Genomic DNA, 19,619 nt, shown 5'->3' on the forward strand with positions numbered 1-19,619 from the left:
CCCTGGACTTCTGCTACCACGGCGGAATGTACCGCGACGTTTGGCTCATCGGCAAATCGCCGATTGCCATTACCGATGCCAATGAGCAGAACAGCGTTGCCGGAGGCGGAGCATTTCTCCACTTCGACAACATCTCGGAAAAGAAGGCCGACGTGTTTGTAAACGTGGAGGTGGGCAATAAGTCGACTGCCACTGCGTCACCTACCGTAATAGTAAGGATAAAGGACAAGGGAGGCAAGGTGGTGGCCACCATGAAACAGAAAATCTCTGTTGCTCCAAAATCTGCAACCACGGCAACGCCACACACCACACTCCGGACGCCTCATCTCTGGAGCCCTGAGTCGCCATATCTGTATGATGTGGAGATAAGCGTGGTGAACGGCGGAAAGACAGTAGACGGCGGCATCCTGCACATGGGAATACGCAATGCGGAATTCTGCGGCAAAGATGGTTTCTGGCTCAACGGCAAACCTTATCATCAGCTCATCGGCGGCAACCGCCACCAGGATTTCGCCTACGTGGGAAATGCGGTGCCTAACAGTCAGCAATGGCGTGACGCCAAGAGACTCAAGGATGCAGGAATGACGATAATCCGCGCTGCCCACTATCCTCAAGACCCGGCATTCATGGATGCCTGCGACGAGCTGGGACTCTTCATCATCGTACCTACTCCGGGATGGCAATATTGGAACAAAGACCCTAAGTTCGGCGAACTGGTGCATGAGAACACCCGACAGATAATCCGTCGCGACAGAAACCACACGAGCGTGCTGATGTGGGAACCGATTCTCAACGAGACACGTTATCCTGAGGATTTCGCACTGAAAGCCCTCGACATAACACACGAGGAATTCCCCTACCCTGGTCGTCCTGTAGCCGCCGCCGACATGAATTCGGCTGGAGTGAAAGACAACTACGACGTGCTCTACGGATGGACTGACGACATAGGCAAGGAGGGCACACCGGAAAACAAATGCATCTTCACCCGTGAGTTCGGAGAGATGGTGGACGACTGGTATGCACACAACTGCCTGAACCGTGCTGCCCGCTCATGGGGCGAGAAGCCAATGCTCACCGCCGCCCTCTCTCTGTCTGACACCTACGGCGAGATGTTCCACGGCCAGCGCCAGTTCATCGGCGGATGCCAGTGGCACCCCTTCGACCATCAGCGCGGCTACCATCCCGACCCATACTACGGCGGTATCTACGACGCCTTCCGCCAGAAGAAATATGCCTTCGAGATGTTCCGCTCACAAGACCGCACACAGGAGCCTATGGTGTTCGTGGCGAACGAGATGACACAGTTCTCCGACGAAGACGTGGTGGTGTTCTCCAACTGCGACAGCGTGAGACTGACACAATTTGAGGGCGACAAGGTGCTCACACTACCCGTAGTACACGATGCCGGCGACAAGCCTTGCGCACCAGTGGTATTCAAGGGATTCTGGAATTTCTGGAAGGCACGCGAATATAGCTACAAGCAGCGCAACTGGCAGCGGGTGAGTCTGCTTGCCGAAGGAATAAAAGACGGCAAGGTGGTATGTTCTGAAAAGAAGATGCCGTCGCGCCGCAGCACCAAAATCCGTCTCTATGCCGACGAGATGGGCAGAAAGCTGACAGCTGACGGCAGCGACTTCATCGTGGTGGTGGCAGAGATTACCGACGACAACGGCAACGTGAAGCGTCTGGCAAAAGACAATATCATGTTCAGCATCGAGGGCGAAGGACGCATCATCGGTGATGAGACGATTTTCGCCAACCCTCGTGCCGTGGAATGGGGAAGCGCCCCTATTCTCGTTCAGGCTACCGACAAACCGGGCAGCATCACCATCCATGCCCGCAGCGCCTTCTCTGGTGTGTACGCTCCTGCAGAAGCCACGTTGACGATAGAGAGTGTGGCTGCCGAAATGCCGAAATGCTTCACCGATGAACCGTCTGCCAAGACCGTCCGCACGGCATCTGCCTCAGCGACAGCCTCTCAACAGATGACCGACGAGGAGCGCCAGCGCACTCTCGAAGAGGTGAACCGTCAGCAGATGGACTTCGGAATACAATAATCACCAAACGGTATTAATGCAAGTTCTAATTACCGGTTTTGGATAATTGCATAGTCTGTACAATACACATCACGCCGCAACACCGACTGTCTCAACGATTCAGAGACTATTGGTGTTGCGGCGTGACCGTTTTCTTATCCCTATCAATACTATGGATTAAGCCCGAACCAGTCATTATGCCTGTCTGGATTTTATTCTATAAAAGTGAGTTTTTTTCGGCTTTCAGCCCAAATCAATTATTAGGACCTGTTTGGGTTTGTATTTTGGGAAGAGGGGATTTTGTTTGTTTTTAATTCGCAATAGCGGGCTATTGCGAATCAAAAATTTGCAGGCTACACAAATAAATAGTATATTTGCACATTGACACCAGCTTGATGCATTCCGGTGAATAAACGGGACAAAAAACTTTAGAATCATGACACGCGAAGAAACAGTATTGAACTATCTCAGAGAACATGACATACCATTCACCAACTACAACCACCCCGAAGGAAAGACCATCGAGGAGGCTAAACAATGGTGGAAGGATGACGGCAGCGTGCACTGCAAGAATCTCTTCTTCCGCAACCACAAGGGAAACAGGCATTATCTCGTGTGTTTCGACAGCGACCACGACCTCGCCATACACGATCTGGAACATCTGCTGAAGGAATCGCTCGTGAGCCGCGGACTGCCTTCATGCGGAAAACTCTCGTTCGCCTCTCCTGAACGGATGATGAAGTATCTGGGACTGGAACCAGGCAGCGTGTCGCCTTTCGGACTGATAAACGACACGGAAAACCACGTGCATCTGTTTCTTGACGAGAATCTGCAGAAGGCAGACTCCCTGTCGTTCCACCCTAACGACTGCCGCGGAACGGTGGTGATAAAGCGAGAGGATTTCGAGCGGTATCTCAGCATCGTGGGCAACACGTATGAATACATAAGACTATATTGACAAACAATCGGAATTTAGCATTTGTAGATTGCAAAATCATAGTTTTTTTACACAAAGCGACATGTCGAGTGTAAAAAAACCACTTACCCATATATTTATTTTACTTTTATTTCTTTCGTAAAGAAACATTTACTATCTTTGCATTACAAACCTTACTTAAGGTTAAATATTGCTAACAGCAAAAAAGGATGAGGAGGGGAACATACATACCCTCCCCCACAATAAAAAACATATCTATCAAACAAAAAAAACAAATTGTAAGCTAATCAAGGACTTGCAAGTATTATACTGACATTTTTCAGCAGACGATGTGAACATACATGTCTTCTGGCCAGTTTGTCTACTTGTCCTTCATCTACTCGACTACCAAAAACAACTTAAAAACAAATACATTATGACAACGAAACAATTATCACTACACTGCAAGAGCATCGGAATGATGTGTCTGGCAGGAGGAGCGCTCACCATGGCGTCTTGTGCACAAGACGACCTCACGGGAGAGCAATTCGGCAGTGGAGTTAGGAATTCGCAGCTCGTGGCACCATCGGCCGACCAGATCAGCGTGACGCCGAGCACCGACGGAAGTCAACAGATCATTGCGTGGCCCGTGGTGGAGGGAGCCGGCGGCTATCATGCCGTGCTGACAAACGTGGACAACGGAGAGGTGGTGAAAGACACACTCATCGACGGAATCACATTTGCGGCACAGCGCATCGAAGACACCAACTACACGTTAGCCCTCTCGGTGCTCGACAACGAGAAACTGAACAACAAAGGTTCTGAAGCCGTGACGAAGGCTTTCAGCACATTCACAGCCACCTATCAGGTGATTCCTGACGGTACCGACCTCTCCACTTATTTCGAAGAGAATGCAGTGCCCGACGAAGGACTCACCACCATGCTCTGCTACGACCTTCAGCCAGGAGGAGAATACACGATGTCGAAGAGCGTAGACTTCGGAAACAAACAGGTGACGCTGCGCACTACAAGCATCTCTAACCATGCCAAGCTGAAGCTAACGGCAGACAACGTGTCGATAAAGACCGGCACCATCTTCGCCCTGAAGAACCTCGACATCGACGCATCGCAGTCGTTCGACCCGCTGATAAGCCTCTCTACTCCCGACGAGAGCATCAAGGGCACTGGCGACTACTACATAGTGCGCGGAGCACTGACCATCAACGGATGCAACATCACGGGAGTGAACAACAATCTCATTTACGACGGCAACAAGAAATACTGCTATGAGAGCGTGGTGATAAACAACACCATGGCTCATCTCACACTGAGCAGCCAGACAAACGTCAGCGGAAACGCCGTGATATACTTCAAGGGCGGATTCGCCAACACGCTGCAAGTGAGCAACTCCACGATATGGAACACTGGAGACAGCGACAGCAAATACTTCGTGCAATACAACAACAGCGGACGCGCCACACGTGCCGGATACAACAACAGCAACGTGAACTTCCTGAACTGCACTTTCTACAATATCGCAAAGACTGGACAGTGGGCTAACTATGGAGGATTCAACGGACAGAAGTGTTCTTACTTCGACGTGGAGCGCAACATCTTCGTTGACTGCGGAAACAAGCAGGTTATCCGACGCATTCTGGGTGGACGCTCGGCATCGTCATACGACGTGGCGAAGACTCAATTCAACACCTATATGTTTGACGGAGAATTCGAAAGCACAGGCGGTATCGTTGAGAACTACGACGTGACTGGCAACTGTCTCGAAACCGACCCTGGTTTCAAGGATGCCAAGAACGGCGACTTCACCATCAGCGGTTCAGCACAGCTGGAAAACAAGACCGGTGACCCTCGCTGGATAAAGACATCTGAATAACAAGAGACTGGCAACAATCGAAAACAAATGAAACACAAGACAAGAATCATGAAAAGGAAAACGATAATCAGCTTATGCTTCGGATGCTTGGCATTGGTTTCCATACCTATCCATGCACAGCAGGAGAACCAGACAATAAAGGGCACCGTGGTTGACCAAAACGGCGACCCCATCATCGGCGCTACAGTGCGCCTGGTGGGCAGCAAGGGAGCAAACACTGGTGTCATCACCGACATCGACGGTAACTACAGCATCACGGCGCCGAAAGGCAGCAAGGTGAACATCTCATACATCGGATATCTATCACAGACGGTAGTGGCCGGCGGAAAAGCACAGCTCAAGGAAGACGCCCAGAATCTGGAAGAGGTAGTGGTAGTGGGCTATGGCACACAGAAGAAGGCCCACCTCACCGGTTCTGTCGGCACGGTGCCGATAGACGACATCAAGGACCTCTCTGGAGCAAGCCTCGCATCATCCCTCTCCGGACTCATCAACGGAGTGAGCGTGAGCGGCGGCGACAGACAGGTGGGACAATCGTCGAGCATCACCATCCGCGACGGAGGAGTATTGCGTGACTTCACAGGAAACGCTGCCGGTCCGCTCTACGTCATCGACGGCTACGTATATCCTAACGATATAAAGAACCTGGGCGAGGAGGCGTTCAACAACCTCGACCCTTCTGAAGTGGAGAACATCTCGGTATTGAAAGACGCATCGGCTGCCGTATATGGAGCTCGCGCCGCAAACGGTGTGATTCTCGTCACTACGAAAAAGGGAAAGATGGGAGCACCGAAGATTTCATACAACGGCACATTCGGTATCGCCGACGCTATGTCAACACCGAAGATGCTCAACGCATACAACTACGGCCGCCTGTATGACATCATGACCGACAACGACCCGAGAAGCACATCGCTGAACCGCACCACGTCATTGTTCCAGCAGGATGAGCTGGAGGCTATGAAGGGACTGAACTACGACCTGCTCGACAAATACTGGGATACGGCAGTGACTCAGCAGCACAGCGTGAACGTGAGCGGAGCCACCGACAAGGTGAACTACTTCGCCGGAATTTCTTACTTCACACAGGACGGTAACCTGGGCAAACTCGACTACGACCGCTGGAACTACCGTGCGGGTGTCGACGTGAAGATAAGCCGCAACCTGAAGGCCAACCTCAACGTGAGCGGAAACTTCAGCGAACTGAACAAGCCTAACAACTCGATAGGTAACGGCGGACTGGAGAACGACTACCGCAACCTGCTCTACCGTCCGCGCTACATTCCGGAACAGGTGAACGGCATGCCGATTCTCGGCTACGGTGTGAGCAACGCCCAGACTAACGATTCGCAGACATATTCTTATGGTCTGATGCAGAACAACGGTGACTACGCTGAGACGAAGACAAACAACATGACCGTGAATGCCGGACTGGAATATGACTTTGAATGGAGCAAGGTGCTCAAGGGTCTGAAGCTGAGGCTGACATACTCTAAGAGCATCAACAATGACAAGGGCAACCAGTATGGTTCCAAGTTCACATTATATAAGATGGTGAACCGCACCGGTAGCGGACAACATCTCTATACGCCAATCGCCGGCGAGGAATACGACACATACCTCTCACAGGACAATTTCGAGCCAACGACACTCGACAACGGCAACTATATCTCTCGTTCCATGTCGCGCATGGACAACTACCAGATAAACTTCACGGCAAGCTACGGACGCAAGTTCGGTCTCCACGACGTCAATGCCCTCTTCTCAATAGAGAAGTCGGAGTCTGAATACGAGGATCTGGGCGGTCATGCCACGGAACCTTATTCATTCACCAACTTCCAGTCTAACGGTGCTTCGGGCACTAAGACTCCAAGCTGGTCGAGAAGCGAGTCGGCAAGTCTCTCATATATCGGACGCTTGAACTACGCCTACGCCGACAAGTACCTCTTCGAGTTCCTCATCCGTTCTGACGCTTCCACAAAGTTCGCCCCCAAGAACTACTGGGGTGTGTTCCCGTCAGCAAGTATCGGATGGGTGATGTCACAGGAGAAGTGGTTCAACAATGCCCTGCCATGGGTTGACTTCCTCAAGCTCAGAGGATCATTCGGTCTGACAGGCCGCGACAACACCACAGCATGGCTCTGGATGCAGCACTACGGCATCTGGAACAAGACAAGCGACAATGCCGTGTTTGGAGAAGGAACGACAAACAGCGGACAGTCGATACGTATGGATAACGGTAATGCCGACGTGAACTACGACGTGCATTGGGACAAGTCGTACAAGGCAAACTTCGGTATCGACTTCAACGTGCTCTCACAGCGTCTCGCCGTGACTCTCGAGGCATACAAGGTGTGGAACCGTGAGATGTTCATGAACCTGTCGCAGTCGGTACCGGCAACGGTGGGCTGTCTGTCGGCTTCTACCAACCTTGGCAAGATCGACAACTGGGGCTATGAGGCAAGCATCACATGGAGAGACAAGATAGGCAAAGACTTCAAATACCGCATCGGTGTGAACTTCGGCTATAGCGACAACAAGGTCATCAACAGCGACTTCGCCACAGACTACGTGTACAGGACAGTGCAGAAGGGCGACCGCTTCGACATCGGAACATGGGGAATGGAATGCCTCGGAATGTTCCGCAGCTATCAGGAGATTCAGGAGTATGTGAAGAAATACAACATCACCAACTATATGGGAATGGCTCCAGACCAGATCAAGCCGGGTATGCTTATCTATAAGGATGTGCGCGGAGCTGGCGGTACAGGAACGCCCGACGGTATCGTCAACGCCAACGACGATCAGGTGCGCATCTCCCACCGTGCCAGCAACCCATACGGATTCACCACCAACCTTCATGCCGAGTGGAAGGGACTCTCTGTAACGGCTCAGCTCAGCGCCAGCTGGGGTTCGCGTTCTGTGATTCCTACATCTGCCCTCAAGGCTTCTTACGGCATTGAAGCACAGAACATGCCTTCGTTCTGGAATCCTGACGATGTGTTCGTATACAACGACATAACAGACGGAGCAGGCAATGTGGTGGTATCACAGAACCGCGACGGTTCGCTACCAAACCCATCATACACCATCAACAGCCAGGCATCAAGCTTCTGGACTGTCAGCGGCACAAGGGTTTCGCTTAACCGTCTCACCGTGGCTTACAAGATTCCTAAGATGGCATGGTTCAAGACAATCGGCCTGGAGAGCGCCAGGGTGAACATCACAGGACAGAACCTGCTGAGTTTCTACAACCCCTACCCTGACAACTTCATCGACCCTCAGTGCAGCTACGGCAGCTATCCTAAGCTCCGCAAATGGACTATCGGTGTGAACCTGACTTTCTAACGTATAACTCATAATCAAGGAATAACAACAATGAACAAGAATATAATAAAAGTTTGCAGCATCGCGTTTGCAGCATCTTTTCTCGCCTCATGTAGCGACAGTTTCCTCGAGGAGAAGAAAGACAACAACAACGTGAACAAGGAGGTCTACAACGACTTCACCGGAGCACAGCTGCGCGTCAACTCCATCTATGGCGAATGCCTTCCAAACCCAAGTTCGGTATCGGGATGGAACAACAACTGCACGGGTCTCGCTTCCGACATACAGGCAAAGGCTACAGAGGAATACTGCGGAATGAGCGGTTCGAGCGAACAGAGCTTCGTGAATCCTCTCTATGAGCTTGATGCCCTTACCGGCAACGTGGTGCCTGATTATTTCACCAATGAGCAGAAGCATCTCTCCAACGTTTGGGGACGCATCCGCAACATCAACGACGTGATTGCCGGACTGGAAGGCTGCACACTGAGCGAGAGCCAGAAGAACCAGTTGCTCGGACAGGCTTACTTCTTCCGTGCATGGTGTTACTACCAGCTTGTGAAATGGTATGGCGGTGTGCCTATCATAAAGGAAGTGCAGGAAACTTCTCCAAGTTCGTTCACACCTCGTTCATCGGCAAAAGACTGCTTCTCTTTCATCATCAGCGATCTCGACACCTCTGCCAGACTGCTCACCGATGCCACCACACATGGCGGATGGAGCGGAGAAAACTGGGGCAGAGTGACTTCCGGCACGGCGCTTGCCTTGAAAGGACGCGTAATGGTGTTGTGGGCAAGTCCGATGTTCAACCGCGCCAACGACCAGCAGCGCTGGAAGGATGCCTACGAGGCTATAAAGGAGAGTCTGCCAGTGCTCAACGCCTGTGGATACGACCTCTACACCGGTACTAACGATGTCAACGCTTCTGCCTTCGCCACGATATTCGGACAGACGAAGAACTGCGAAGATGTATTCGTTACGCTCTTCAACACCGAAGACCCTATGCAGAGCGGCGAGGCTGGCGACAAGGGAAAGAACAACTACTGGGAGAACAATATCCGTCCGGCAAACACCAACAACCGCACCGGCGGTATGGAACCGTCGGCAATGATCGTCGACATGTTCCCTATGGCTGACGGCAAGCTGCCTTCTTCGGCATCTACATACAACAAGCTGGAGAAGTCTTCATTTGAATACGACCGCAACTATCCGTTCATGAACCGTGACCCTCGCTTCTACCGCACCTTCGCCTTCCCAGGCGTGCGTTGGGCTTACAACGGCGATGCCAGTCAGGGCGGAGTGAACAACAACCCTCAGGACGGTGCCAACTATGCTCTTTGGAACTATGTATGGTATACCAACCAGGATGATGCGGGCAACGTGGAGAGCGGTGAGGCTTATGGTGCCGACAACCTGCTGAAAAACAAGAAGGGTCTCTACGTCAGAAAGCGCACAAGCGACTACGACCTCGGTTCGTCGCTCTATGTATACAACAGCGGTTACTCTCGTGGCGCATTTGCCAGAAGCGCTTCGCCATTCATCGAGATCCGCTACGCCGAAGTTCTCCTCAACTACGCTGAGGCTGCATGTGGCGCCGGTCACATGGATGTGGCAGTAGAACAGTTGCAGAAAATTCGTTCGAGAGTGGGCTACACGGCAGAAAACAACTACGGTCTGCCTGCCAATCTTGCTTCCGATCAGGCCACTTGTATGAGTGCCGTACTGCTGGAGCGCCAGATAGAATTGGCATACGAGGGCAAGCGTTTCGACGATATGCGCCGCTGGATGCTCTACGATGGTGGAGCGACAAAGGTAGCAGGTGCGCCCGACACTTGGACTCTCACCGGATGGGGCGGCAACACCTGTCAGTGGCTCGGATTCACACCGCTCAACGGACAGCGTCGCGAGCGCATGGAGTTCCGTGTGGCCGACAAATATGGTGTTGGCGGCACTACCTACGAGAGCGACCCTCTCATCAAGGCTGGTGTCAGCCGCTGTCAGCCGATAGACCTGCGTAAGCCGCTTGCCACACAGCAGGAGCAGCTCAAGACATGGTATCAGGAGAATCTCGTGAGAAAGGACAACAAGGGTGACGGCCGTGACTCTTACCATCAGGATCTCACCATCAGCTATCGCGCAAAATACTACTTCCTCGGCTTCTCGCTCGGAGCAATGAACCGCAACGATGCTCGTCTGAAGCAGACAATCGGATGGAGCGACAACCGCGGCGGTACCGGTACTTTCGACCCGCTGGCTGAAACAAGCAAATAACAGGAGTCTGAACTCGACAAATAAAAATGGCACGCCATCATTCGGCGTGCCATTTTTATTTGAATCCCAACCGGTCATTAGCTGAAACAGATTGTCCGTCTAACCCAAGCAAGTTCTGATGAGCGATTTGGGCTTAAACCTCTTGACCTTTCTTCTCCAGATAGTCGGCGAATATTCTTGCGGCACTTTCCACCTTTGCCGCACAAGGACGCTTCTTGTAGTATTCCGCCGTACGCTCCGAAGCCACATAGCTGTTTGCAGCCTTCTCGTAGCCTTTCAGTCCGAGGATTTCGGCACAGATTATAGAACCGTTCTGCTGCTTTGATTCTTCGAGCAGCTGCTGCACAATCTTGTAGCAATGTGATTTTCCCTCGTTGTCAGCGCCCTCGGTCTGTCCTTCTTCCAGACCAATGAGCATCACTAGTCCCGACACAGCGCCACACATCATACGCATCTTGCCTACTCCGCCCCCGAATCCGGCAGCGATTTTCAGAGCCAGTTTCTCGTCGAGTCCATAGATGTCTGCAAAAGCAGCCACCACACTCTGACAGCAGCCATAGCCCTGCATAAAATAGTCAACGGCACGATTTACGCGTGCTTCCAATTCTTCTTTCATGTTTATTGTTTTGTTTAAAGTTTTGTTTTTCTTATAAAAAGTCTGCAAATGTAATGTCTTATTTCGGAAAAGACTATAAGTCTGTTATAAAAAACCGGTTACTCCCCAATAGTCTGATGCCCGATTTGTGGTATACAAATATCTGCCAGCTTTTCTATTACATTGTCTAACTGCTCCCGATAAATCAGTCCTTCTACATATTCTTCCGGGATGGCACTGTAACCAAATATCGCTCCCAGTCTTTCAGCACTTTGAGCATGTCGTCTGGCAGATAGCCCAAAGCTTTTCTCCGCATCTCTTCGGGAATCGGCCATATTGCCTCTGCTATACTTCCCACTATGGCACCGAGGGTATCGGCATCCGCCCCAAGAGAAACGGCAGTGCGGATGGCATCCTCAAAGTTGACGCTCTTGCTTATGATGCATAATGCCACTGGAACGGTTCCCTGACAAGTCTCGTCAAACCTGTTCAATACAGACTCTCGACGTATATTGATATCGTAGCCTGAGAATTCCACGCATGGAGCTATCACCTTCTCCATCATCTCGCCATGAAGAACAGGTTCTCCTTGATGACACCTGCGCAGCTTCAATGCCAGATGTATGGCAAGGGCTACGGTCTGTGCGCCCTTGACGCCTTCAGGATGGTTGTGTGTGCAGGCTGCCGACTGTTCTGCATTGGTAAGCACACTCTCTTCGTCGTCGAATGCCCACCCTATGGCACTCACTCTCATCGCCGCTCCATTGCCATAAGACCCATAGGGCTGTGGTTCGTCGCTTCTCACCCACGCATTGAAACTGCCTCCATAGCTACCCATAGGGTTTGGATAGCGCCTGCACCATTCATGGAGCGCCGCTCCGTAGCTCTTCTGATGCATTATGGCATCTGCCACGGCGATAGTGCAGATGGTATCGTCGGTAAAGTCGTTCTTGTCGGAAAACAACTCGAAATTATAATCATTGGTGGAGAAAAACTCCCAACGGCTACCGACAATGTCGCCGATTATCGCTCCTAACATAGTATATTAATCGTTGTGTATTTTAAAATTCCAGCCGGAATCCTTTCTGCTTCAATTCTTTGTATTTGTCCTCATTGAAACTGAAGAGGAAAGCCTTGCGCTTTGGCGTAGGCCACACCGTCTCGTCGAGTTGTGTGAGGATGTCGAGATGCAGCATCTTCTTGGCAAAGTTACGGCGGTCGAAATGCACGCCGAGGATTGCTTCGTATAGCAGCTGCAGTTCCTTGAGCGTGAATTTTTCGGGCAGCAGATCAAAGCCTATGGGCTGGAAGTGGATTCGCTCGCGCAATTTGCTCATCGCCATGCGCAGGATGCTCTCGTGGTCGAATGCCAACTGTGGGATTTCATCCATTGAAAACCACTGTGCCTTGGCAGCATCATCGCCTCCCTTCACCTCTTCCGTCTTCACCAGGGCAAGAAAGGCGATGGAGATGACGCGCTCTCGTGGGTCGCGGTTGGGTGAACTGAAGCAGTGAAACTGTTCCAGATAGGTGGCTGTCAGGTTTGTCTCTTCCTTCAGTTCTCTCATAGCTCCCTCTTCGGCGCTCTCGTCTATATTCAGGAAACCGCCAGGGAACGCCCATTTCCCTTTGAATGGGTCAATGCCGCGCTGTATGAGCAGGATTTTTAGTTTCATTCCGTCGAAGCCGAAAATCACGCAGTCTGTAGCGACTGCCGGATGTGGATATTTGTAGCTATACATTTTCTCTTCCATTTTCTCGATTGTTTTATGTTCCTCTTACATCCTTGTGTAAGTTTTACGCCGCAAAGATAATCACTTTTAGTATAAGCTCCAAATGTTATAGTAAAAATCAAGCAAAAGACACCTTATAAAAAACAAAATAGTATGTCTATATGAACGACCTCAAGGCAGGTGTCCTGACTGAAAACACCCCTGGAAAAGAATATACTTTCTGTTATGACGAGAACTATCTTTCAACTGAAAACCCTTCCATTTCTGTCACTCTTCCCAAAAGAGAGGAACCCTATAAGAATGAATATTTGTTTCCTTTCTTCACGAACATGCTTCCAGAAGGTGCTAACCGTAGGGGCATTTGCCGTTCGTTGAGAATTGATGAGAATGATTTCTTCGGACTTCTTATTGCCATGGCAGATAAGGATTTCATTGGCGCCGTACAAGTAAGAAAGACAACAGATGATTGACATTAAGACTGGCATTTGAAAGGTGGTCACGCCACATATCCGTTATATATATAACGCTGTACTCATGAATAAAACATATACTTGGAATTCGTGAAACATAGACTTGAAATCTCTAAAACACAGACTTGTAATTCATAAAAGACAGACCTCGGATTCTCCCCACGCCGTGGGGAACAGAACCCCCTAATGTGGGGATGTCTTCCCCATGGTGTGGGGAAAATATGGGATGCCGAAAGGCATGATACTTCTATGGTACTTCTATGATACCTTTCTGTAAAATATTCAGAAATGTATCATCTGGTTAAATCGTTAGTCTATAATGTTTTAGTGGCTTGACGGCAACCAAGAATGATACTATGACACTTATAAGGAAGCAACTTGATACGGAAGGCTTTTGTTTTCCTCTTCACTACCAGTGGCGGAATTAACAAACAAGCGTTATGAAGTTGTGATCAGCTCGGAATTTCCCACCTTTGTGGCGATGATGCCTTATTTGATATTCTTTATCTCTTCTTCTGACAAGCCCGATGCCTGCATGATAGTTTCTATAGGCACTCCAAGAGCCAGAAGATTGGAGGCTATCTATTCTTTGGCCTTTTTCTCGCCTTCAGTACGTCCTTCTGCATATTTCTTCTTTTCCGCAGTCCGTATGGCATTCACGATGTCGCGGTCGAAATCAGTATGTGGATTGATGTATTTCTCTGCCATAATGCTGCATTTATTACATTGGGGCAGTGGAAAATTTATTACTTCAATTTAGAAACTTCATCGAGTGACATTCCCGTCATTTCTGCAACAAGTTCAGCAGAAATACCCTTGAGAAGCATTTTTTTCGCAACCTCTACAATTCCTTCTGCACGTCCTTCAGCACGTCCTTCTGCTCGTCCTTCCGCACGACCTTCTGCATATTTCTTCTTTTCCGCAGTCCGTATGGCATTCACTATGTCGCGGTATGCATTGACGCTGTCTTCATACAGTTTCAGCTCCTGTTTGTCGAACTTTGATATCTCTGCCTGTTCGAACAGACGTGTGAAAACACGCTCCTGCAGGGCTGCGGGGCGTTGCATCAGGTTGGAGAGATTCTTCAACACGTACATCCACTTGTCGTACATACTTTCGAGTTCACTCTCTTTCTTGTCAAACTTAGGTATCTCAACGTATATATATGTGAGTTTGTCGTAGAACACCTCGTGTGTGTCCACCTCCATCAGCTTCACCTCATGGTGCCAGCGCTTTGCATTCTCAAGACCGTCGGCAAAGTTGAAGTTCAGCAAGCCAATCGTGTAGACAGGATTGAGATGGAAATCCCAGTCTCCTCCACGCTGTGCCTGTTCTCTGATGGGGAACGTTGAATAATAGATGGTGCGGTCTTTGAAGAACTCCTGGTATACGTTCTGCATCTCCACGATGAATTTCTCTCCCTTGTCATTCTCGCAACGTACAACGAAGAAACCAGGACGTGATTCCGAATTTATATATGTTACTTTCTGGATATTCTGTTTGCCGTGAAATATGGTGTTCAGAAAGCTAATGAGCAATTCAGTGTTACATTCAGAACCGAACAGGCGCTTAAAGCCGAAATCGGTATGTGGATTGATGTATTTCTCTGCCATAATGCTGCATTTATTATTCAATCAGCAAATTTACGGCATTTTCACCAATAAAACAACACTGTTGACTGGAAATAATTACAACAACCAGGGGTAACGTTGATAAAGACGTTGCCCTTTTGCATTGCACGTTAGCAAATGTGGCGATATGGTTTATGACAGCTTTATTTTTCGAAAGGTGTGCTTTCATGGCTTATTCTCGTATAGTTTGAGTATATTTGCATGCGCTCAAAATCTGGTAGCGCCATAAGGAAAACAGATTTGCCGACACCATAACAGGAAAATAATCATGCAGACAAAACCATATACCAAACGAAAGATTGACAACAGCGAGAGGGTCAATGCCAGCATAGGAAAATCCATCGTCGTAGACTCCGCATCGAGCCTATATATGCAACTGAAGGAATCTTGCGCTGACGACATGACGGAAGAAGAGAGATACGCCATTCTCAAACAGGTATTCCGCCGGGCGGTGGACCAAGCCGTTCTCGACTGCCAGATTGCTTTCGTGGGACTATTCGCCAAGGTGGATTATTGCATCAAGGAATACGATATACCATCCAATATTGCCAATCTCATACAGCTGGGTCGCAAGGACCTCTTTCCCCGCCCCAACAGCGACCAGGAACTCTCGGCAGAAGAACTATCCAAGCTCTTTCCGCATAATCTGAAAGCCACCACGCTGCTGGTGTATCATGTGTGCGGCAAGGAAGAAATACCGGAGCAGCTGAAAGCCTGTTTTCCACGTGCCGACAGGAAGAAGACATGGGGACGATACAGCGAGAAGGTGCTTCGGGTCGTTGTGGAACGTTGGGATGACGAGTATATATGGGCGACGGAAGAGGAAAACAACAACACCATGCAGATTTCCTACGGCAACCACAACCACATCCTCACGCTTGAGGGGAAATCAGACTGGTCGTACCTCAAGACAACACTCTGGGAGGGAGCCAGACTGAACCTGGTGCGCATCCGTATGGATGAGCGCGGCGAAATCTGTCTGCCGGAGCTTATCATTCTGGAGCCAGACTATCTCATAAACATCACCACGATATCAAGCTGCTTCGAGTCTTATGCCGAATCGCCGTTCGTGAATCTGGTAAACAAGATTAAACCGAATCCCAACACGCTGCCCATACATCTGGGTAACCTGTCGGGACAGTTCCTCGATGATGTGGTACACGACCGCAACATCGCCTTCAGCGACAGCATCAGGGAGTTTGTAAGCAGGAATATCATGAGCATAATATCATGCCCGGAAATGGAACTCCCAAAGGACCGCATCAGGTTCACGCAAGACGCACAGATACAGAAGCGCAACATCAGCCATCTGATAGGCGCCAGTCTGCCACAGTCTATCAAAGACTACAACAGAAAAGGCGTGGTTCTCGAACCGTCGTTCTTCAGCGAGGTGCTGGGCATTCAGGGACGCCTTGACTTCTTGTGGCAAAAGGATAAAGACATCATCATCATAGAGCAGAAATCAGGAAAGGGGGATTTCGTGCCTTACACTTCGCCATCTTATAACCCCAACATACCCAAAGTGAGGGAACCACACTGGGTGCAGGCCCTATTGTATGGTGCGCTGCTCACCTATGGATATGACAAGTATCCGTCGGAAATCAGAGGCATCATGCTCCTCTACTCCAAATACTCTGAAGGACTGGTCAGCTCACCTAATGCCCCGCAACTGCTGCACCGCGCCATCAGGATGCGCAACCTGCTCGCATGGAGCGAGATACTGTATGCCAAGGAGGGACTCGACATCCTGACAAGTCTTACTCCCGACATGCTGAACAAGAAGAAGGTGACCGGACGGTTGTGGGAGGATTACATACGGCCTCAACTTTCAGAACTCCTTTCGCCCATCGCCTCTGCATCAAAGCTTGAGCGTCTGTATTATCTCCGGTTTCTGCGCTTTCTGGAAAACGAGCAGCTGCTTGCCAAGGTTGGCAACAAGACGAAAGAGGATTCCGGCTTCGCCTCAACATGGAATGACACGCTGGAGGACAAGAAGGCTGCCGGCAACATCTACGACAAGCTGCACATCGCCGGATATGACTTTGAGGACAAGCAGGAAACGTCTGTGAGCGGAATAAAGCTCCGGTTTGACGAGCCACAGTCGGCTGACACCACAAATTTCCGCATCGGCGACATCGTGATGCTCTATCCATACAATTACAACAAAGACACGAAGGTGCCTGACGCATGTGCGCAAATGGTACACCGCGCCACCATCATCGACATGCGCAACGACAGTATAGAACTGCGTCTGCGCTGCAGCCAGACGGACAAGACTGCTTTTGGGAACAAACCTGACGACACACTATGGGCAATAGAGCACGATATGCTTGAGTCGATGACGGGCTCTCTGTATAGCGCCATGCACTCCTTCCTCTCTGCTCCCAAAGAGCGACGCGACCTTATCCTCCTGCAGCGCCAGCCGGAGACCGACCCTACAATAAGGCGCAAGGGGGAATACGGCAACTTCAACACGCTCGTTGACCGTGCGAAACAGGCGCGCGACCTGTTTCTCATCATCGGTCCTCCGGGAACGGGCAAGACATCCTACGGACTGGTGAACCTGCAGAAGGAAGAACTGCTGGAGGAGGACACCAACGTGCTGCTGCTATCATATACAAACCGGGCGGTTGACGAGATATGCAGCAAGCTTGTGGAACTGAAGGAGGAGGATCCCGACTTCGACTTCGTGAGGATTGGTTCTGAACTCTCTTGCTCCAAGGAATACCGTCAATATCTGCTGAGCAACAAACTGAAATCCCAAGATCTGGATTCCGGCAGACATATAATCCGCTCCACGAGGGTGTTCTGCGGAACTACGGCAGCGCTCAACGCCAACGTGTCATTGCTGCAGATAAAGCACTTCAGTCTTGCCATTGTAGACGAGTCGTCGCAGATTCTCGAGCCACATCTCATCGGACTGCTCAGCGCACAGAAAGACAACCTGTGCAGGATAGACAAGTTTGTGCTCATAGGCGACCACAAGCAGTTGCCTGCCGTAGTGCAGCAGACGCCGGAGGAGTCTGCCGTGACTGAACAGGAGTTGTGCGACATCCATCTCTCTGACTGCCGGTTGTCGCTCTTTGAGCGTCTGCTCACACATTTCAAGACGGGCAGAGGCGACTACGACGACCGCTTCGTGTATATGCTGACGAAGCAGGGACGCATGCACAGAGACATTGCGGAGTTTCCCAACTATGCTTTCTATGGCAACCGCCTTGACATCGTGCCGCTCGACCACCAGATTCTTCCCAATGTGCGCAAAGACACCGGAAACAGCATCATCACCATGCTCACTACACGCCGCATAGCTTTCGTCACGGCAGAACCGCCAAAGCGGTCGCTATCGGCAAAGACAAACAGCGTGGAGGCAAGGATGATTGCCGCCACCGTACGCGCCGTGTATGAGCTGGCATCCGGTTGTTTCGACACAGAAAAGACGGTTGGCGTAATAGTGCCCTACCGCAACCAGATATCCACGGTGAGAAACGAGATAGACAAGTTCGGCATTCCCTGTCTTCATGACATCACGATAGACACCGTGGAGCGCTATCAGGGCAGTCAGCGTGACTATATCATATATGGTTTCACCATCCAGCAGCCGTATCAGCTCAACTTCCTGACGAGCAATGTGTTTGAAGAGGACGGACTGGTGATAGACCGCAAACTGAATGTTGCCATGACCAGGGCGAGACTGAACCTGATTCTCATCGGAAACCCTGTTCTTCTCAACGAGAACTTCACTTTCTACAAACTGATGGAGTTCGTGAGGAGCAAGGGTGGATACTTTGATGTAGCTCCGGATGATTATTGCAAGGGAAACTTTGAAGTAAGCGAAACGGTTGACGCCTATGAAACGACAATGGCTGAGGAAACATTGGGCATGTCATCCCGATTCGCCGCCGCATTCAGCAAGCATGTCGTGGATGCGATAAAAAAGGATTCGCGCACAAGAGGACACGAGATAATCCTCGGCAATACGACGGATGCCAACATGTCGCTCATCAACTACGGACGGTCGGACTTCTCGAATGACTCGTCGCTATTCAGCACGGAATTGAATGCCAACCTGATAATGAATGCCGACGACCAGGTATTGCTATACTGTCATTACATCATGCAGAGGTATTATCGCAGTGCGAAAAGACTGTATCTGTCTTACAGCAACTGGTTGTCGGCCATGGCAAAGGATATGAGCGGAAGAATAAGGTTTATAGACATCGGATGCGGACCTGCCACCTGCGGCATCGCGTTTGCAGAGCAAATGGCGGGGCTGTTTCCGGACATTCATTATACTGGCATTGACATCTCTGCGGCGATGAAGGCAATGGCGGAAAAACTGCTGGGAGAAACTACCGGCGACAGGATGCTGATGGATTTCAAGACTTCATTCATGGAATTGGACGACAGATATTGGACTTCCGTGTCTGAAGTGCCAAACCTCGTGGTTTTCAATATGTCGTATTTCTTCTCAAATGTAGACTGCACCTTCACAGAAAACCTGGCAGACAGGATTGTCAGCGTGATGAGGAAGCATCCGCTAAACCGTTATGTTTTCATCATCCTGCATTCAGACCACGACACGAAGATACGTTCATTCCTTGTCTTCAAGAGCATGTTGGAACAATATGTGGAAACGATAAAGGCTGAGCGTTCAGCCATCAGCCATGAACAGGAAGGAAATCCCAAGACTCCTCCGTTCTGCTATGAAATATGGAAGTCAAAATAACCCCAAGCGGTCATCAGCGCCGC

Annotated in this window: 13 protein-coding genes; 7 read left to right on the forward strand and 6 right to left on the reverse strand. The window is 50.3% G+C overall.

Annotated elements, in window-relative coordinates; genetic code table 11:
* The 5 genes from CCC32_RS07690 to CCC32_RS07710 form a co-directional block, all read left to right on the forward strand.
* On the forward strand, positions 1-2,057 hold a 2,057-nt coding region (locus tag CCC32_RS07690; protein WP_287073467.1), incomplete at its 5' end, for a glycoside hydrolase family 2 protein.
* A 415-nt stretch (positions 2,058-2,472) separates the two neighbouring features.
* A complete protein-coding gene (locus CCC32_RS07695) occupies positions 2,473-2,994 on the forward strand; it encodes a prolyl-tRNA synthetase associated domain-containing protein (RefSeq protein ID WP_022317011.1) in 522 nt (173 codons plus the stop codon).
* 394 nt (positions 2,995-3,388) lie between these two features.
* The gene (locus CCC32_RS07700) at positions 3,389-4,843 is read left to right on the forward strand and encodes a DUF4992 family lipoprotein (RefSeq protein WP_287073470.1); all 1,455 of its coding nucleotides are present in this window, start codon (positions 3,389-3,391) and stop codon (positions 4,841-4,843) included.
* Positions 4,844-4,891: 48 nt separating this feature from the next.
* A complete protein-coding gene (locus CCC32_RS07705; protein ID WP_287073816.1) occupies positions 4,892-8,191 on the forward strand; it encodes a SusC/RagA family TonB-linked outer membrane protein in 3,300 nt (1,099 codons plus the stop codon).
* A 30-nt stretch (positions 8,192-8,221) separates the two neighbouring features.
* Positions 8,222-10,438 (forward strand): RagB/SusD family nutrient uptake outer membrane protein, encoded by a 2,217-nt coding sequence (locus tag CCC32_RS07710; RefSeq protein ID WP_044074883.1) that lies wholly within the window; start codon positions 8,222-8,224, stop codon positions 10,436-10,438.
* A gap of 133 nt (positions 10,439-10,571) precedes the next feature.
* Here CCC32_RS07710 and CCC32_RS07715 read toward each other — a convergent pair whose 3' ends face one another.
* The 3 genes from CCC32_RS07715 to CCC32_RS07725 form a co-directional block, all read right to left on the reverse strand.
* A complete protein-coding gene (locus tag CCC32_RS07715; protein WP_287073472.1) occupies positions 10,572-11,054 on the reverse strand; it encodes a C-GCAxxG-C-C family protein in 483 nt (160 codons plus the stop codon).
* A 193-nt stretch (positions 11,055-11,247) separates the two neighbouring features.
* Positions 11,248-12,072, reverse strand: coding sequence for an ADP-ribosylglycohydrolase family protein (locus CCC32_RS07720; RefSeq protein ID WP_287073473.1), 825 nt, complete (start codon positions 12,070-12,072; stop codon positions 11,248-11,250).
* Positions 12,073-12,094: 22 nt separating this feature from the next.
* A complete protein-coding gene (locus tag CCC32_RS07725; RefSeq protein WP_287073476.1) occupies positions 12,095-12,787 on the reverse strand; it encodes an NUDIX hydrolase in 693 nt (230 codons plus the stop codon).
* Between the two features lie 140 nt (positions 12,788-12,927).
* Between CCC32_RS07725 and CCC32_RS07730 the strand changes: the two genes are divergently transcribed.
* Positions 12,928-13,236, forward strand: coding sequence for a HipA N-terminal domain-containing protein (locus CCC32_RS07730; RefSeq protein ID WP_287073479.1), 309 nt, complete (start codon positions 12,928-12,930; stop codon positions 13,234-13,236).
* Between the two features lie 489 nt (positions 13,237-13,725).
* On the opposite strand, the gene CCC32_RS12815 is transcribed toward CCC32_RS07730, so the two are convergent.
* The 3 genes from CCC32_RS12815 to CCC32_RS07740 are packed head-to-tail and all read right to left on the reverse strand — an operon-like array spanning position 13,726 to position 14,849.
* Complete coding sequence (locus CCC32_RS12815; RefSeq protein WP_502705613.1) at positions 13,726-13,818, reverse strand: Rpn/YhgA-type helix-turn-helix domain-containing protein; 93 nt, start codon at positions 13,816-13,818, stop codon at positions 13,726-13,728.
* Complete coding sequence (locus CCC32_RS07735) at positions 13,819-13,944, reverse strand: hypothetical protein (RefSeq protein ID WP_287073481.1); 126 nt, start codon at positions 13,942-13,944, stop codon at positions 13,819-13,821.
* Positions 13,945-13,982: 38 nt separating this feature from the next.
* On the reverse strand, positions 13,983-14,849 hold the full coding sequence (locus tag CCC32_RS07740) for an Rpn family recombination-promoting nuclease/putative transposase (protein ID WP_287073483.1): 867 nt from the start codon (positions 14,847-14,849) through the stop codon (positions 13,983-13,985).
* Between the two features lie 286 nt (positions 14,850-15,135).
* Here CCC32_RS07740 and CCC32_RS07745 point away from each other — a divergent pair, with 286 nt between their 5' ends.
* Positions 15,136-19,596, forward strand: coding sequence for an AAA domain-containing protein (locus CCC32_RS07745; protein ID WP_287073486.1), 4,461 nt, complete (start codon positions 15,136-15,138; stop codon positions 19,594-19,596).
* Positions 19,597-19,619 lie beyond the last annotated feature (23 nt).

Source organism: Prevotella sp. LMAG:51, assembly GCF_008680225.1.
GTDB lineage: Bacteria > Bacteroidota > Bacteroidia > Bacteroidales > Bacteroidaceae > Prevotella > Prevotella pectinovora.

Coding starts and splice junctions, on each gene's coding strand:
- CCC32_RS07740 (WP_287073483.1), bottom strand. CDS start 14,849: ATGGCAGAGAAATACATCAATCCACATACCGATTTCGGCTTTAAGCGC.
- CCC32_RS07700 (WP_287073470.1), top strand. CDS start 3,389: ATGACAACGAAACAATTATCACTACACTGCAAGAGCATCGGAATGATG.
- CCC32_RS07735 (WP_287073481.1), bottom strand. CDS start 13,944: ATGGCAGAGAAATACATCAATCCACATACTGATTTCGACCGCGACATC.
- CCC32_RS07725 (WP_287073476.1), bottom strand. CDS start 12,787: ATGGAAGAGAAAATGTATAGCTACAAATATCCACATCCGGCAGTCGCT.
- CCC32_RS07720 (WP_287073473.1), bottom strand. CDS start 12,072: ATGTTAGGAGCGATAATCGGCGACATTGTCGGTAGCCGTTGGGAGTTT.
- CCC32_RS07730 (WP_287073479.1), top strand. CDS start 12,928: ATGAACGACCTCAAGGCAGGTGTCCTGACTGAAAACACCCCTGGAAAA.
- CCC32_RS07705 (WP_287073816.1), top strand. CDS start 4,892: ATGAAAAGGAAAACGATAATCAGCTTATGCTTCGGATGCTTGGCATTG.
- CCC32_RS07745 (WP_287073486.1), top strand. CDS start 15,136: ATGCAGACAAAACCATATACCAAACGAAAGATTGACAACAGCGAGAGG.
- CCC32_RS07695 (WP_022317011.1), top strand. CDS start 2,473: ATGACACGCGAAGAAACAGTATTGAACTATCTCAGAGAACATGACATA.
- CCC32_RS07715 (WP_287073472.1), bottom strand. CDS start 11,054: ATGAAAGAAGAATTGGAAGCACGCGTAAATCGTGCCGTTGACTATTTT.
- CCC32_RS07710 (WP_044074883.1), top strand. CDS start 8,222: ATGAACAAGAATATAATAAAAGTTTGCAGCATCGCGTTTGCAGCATCT.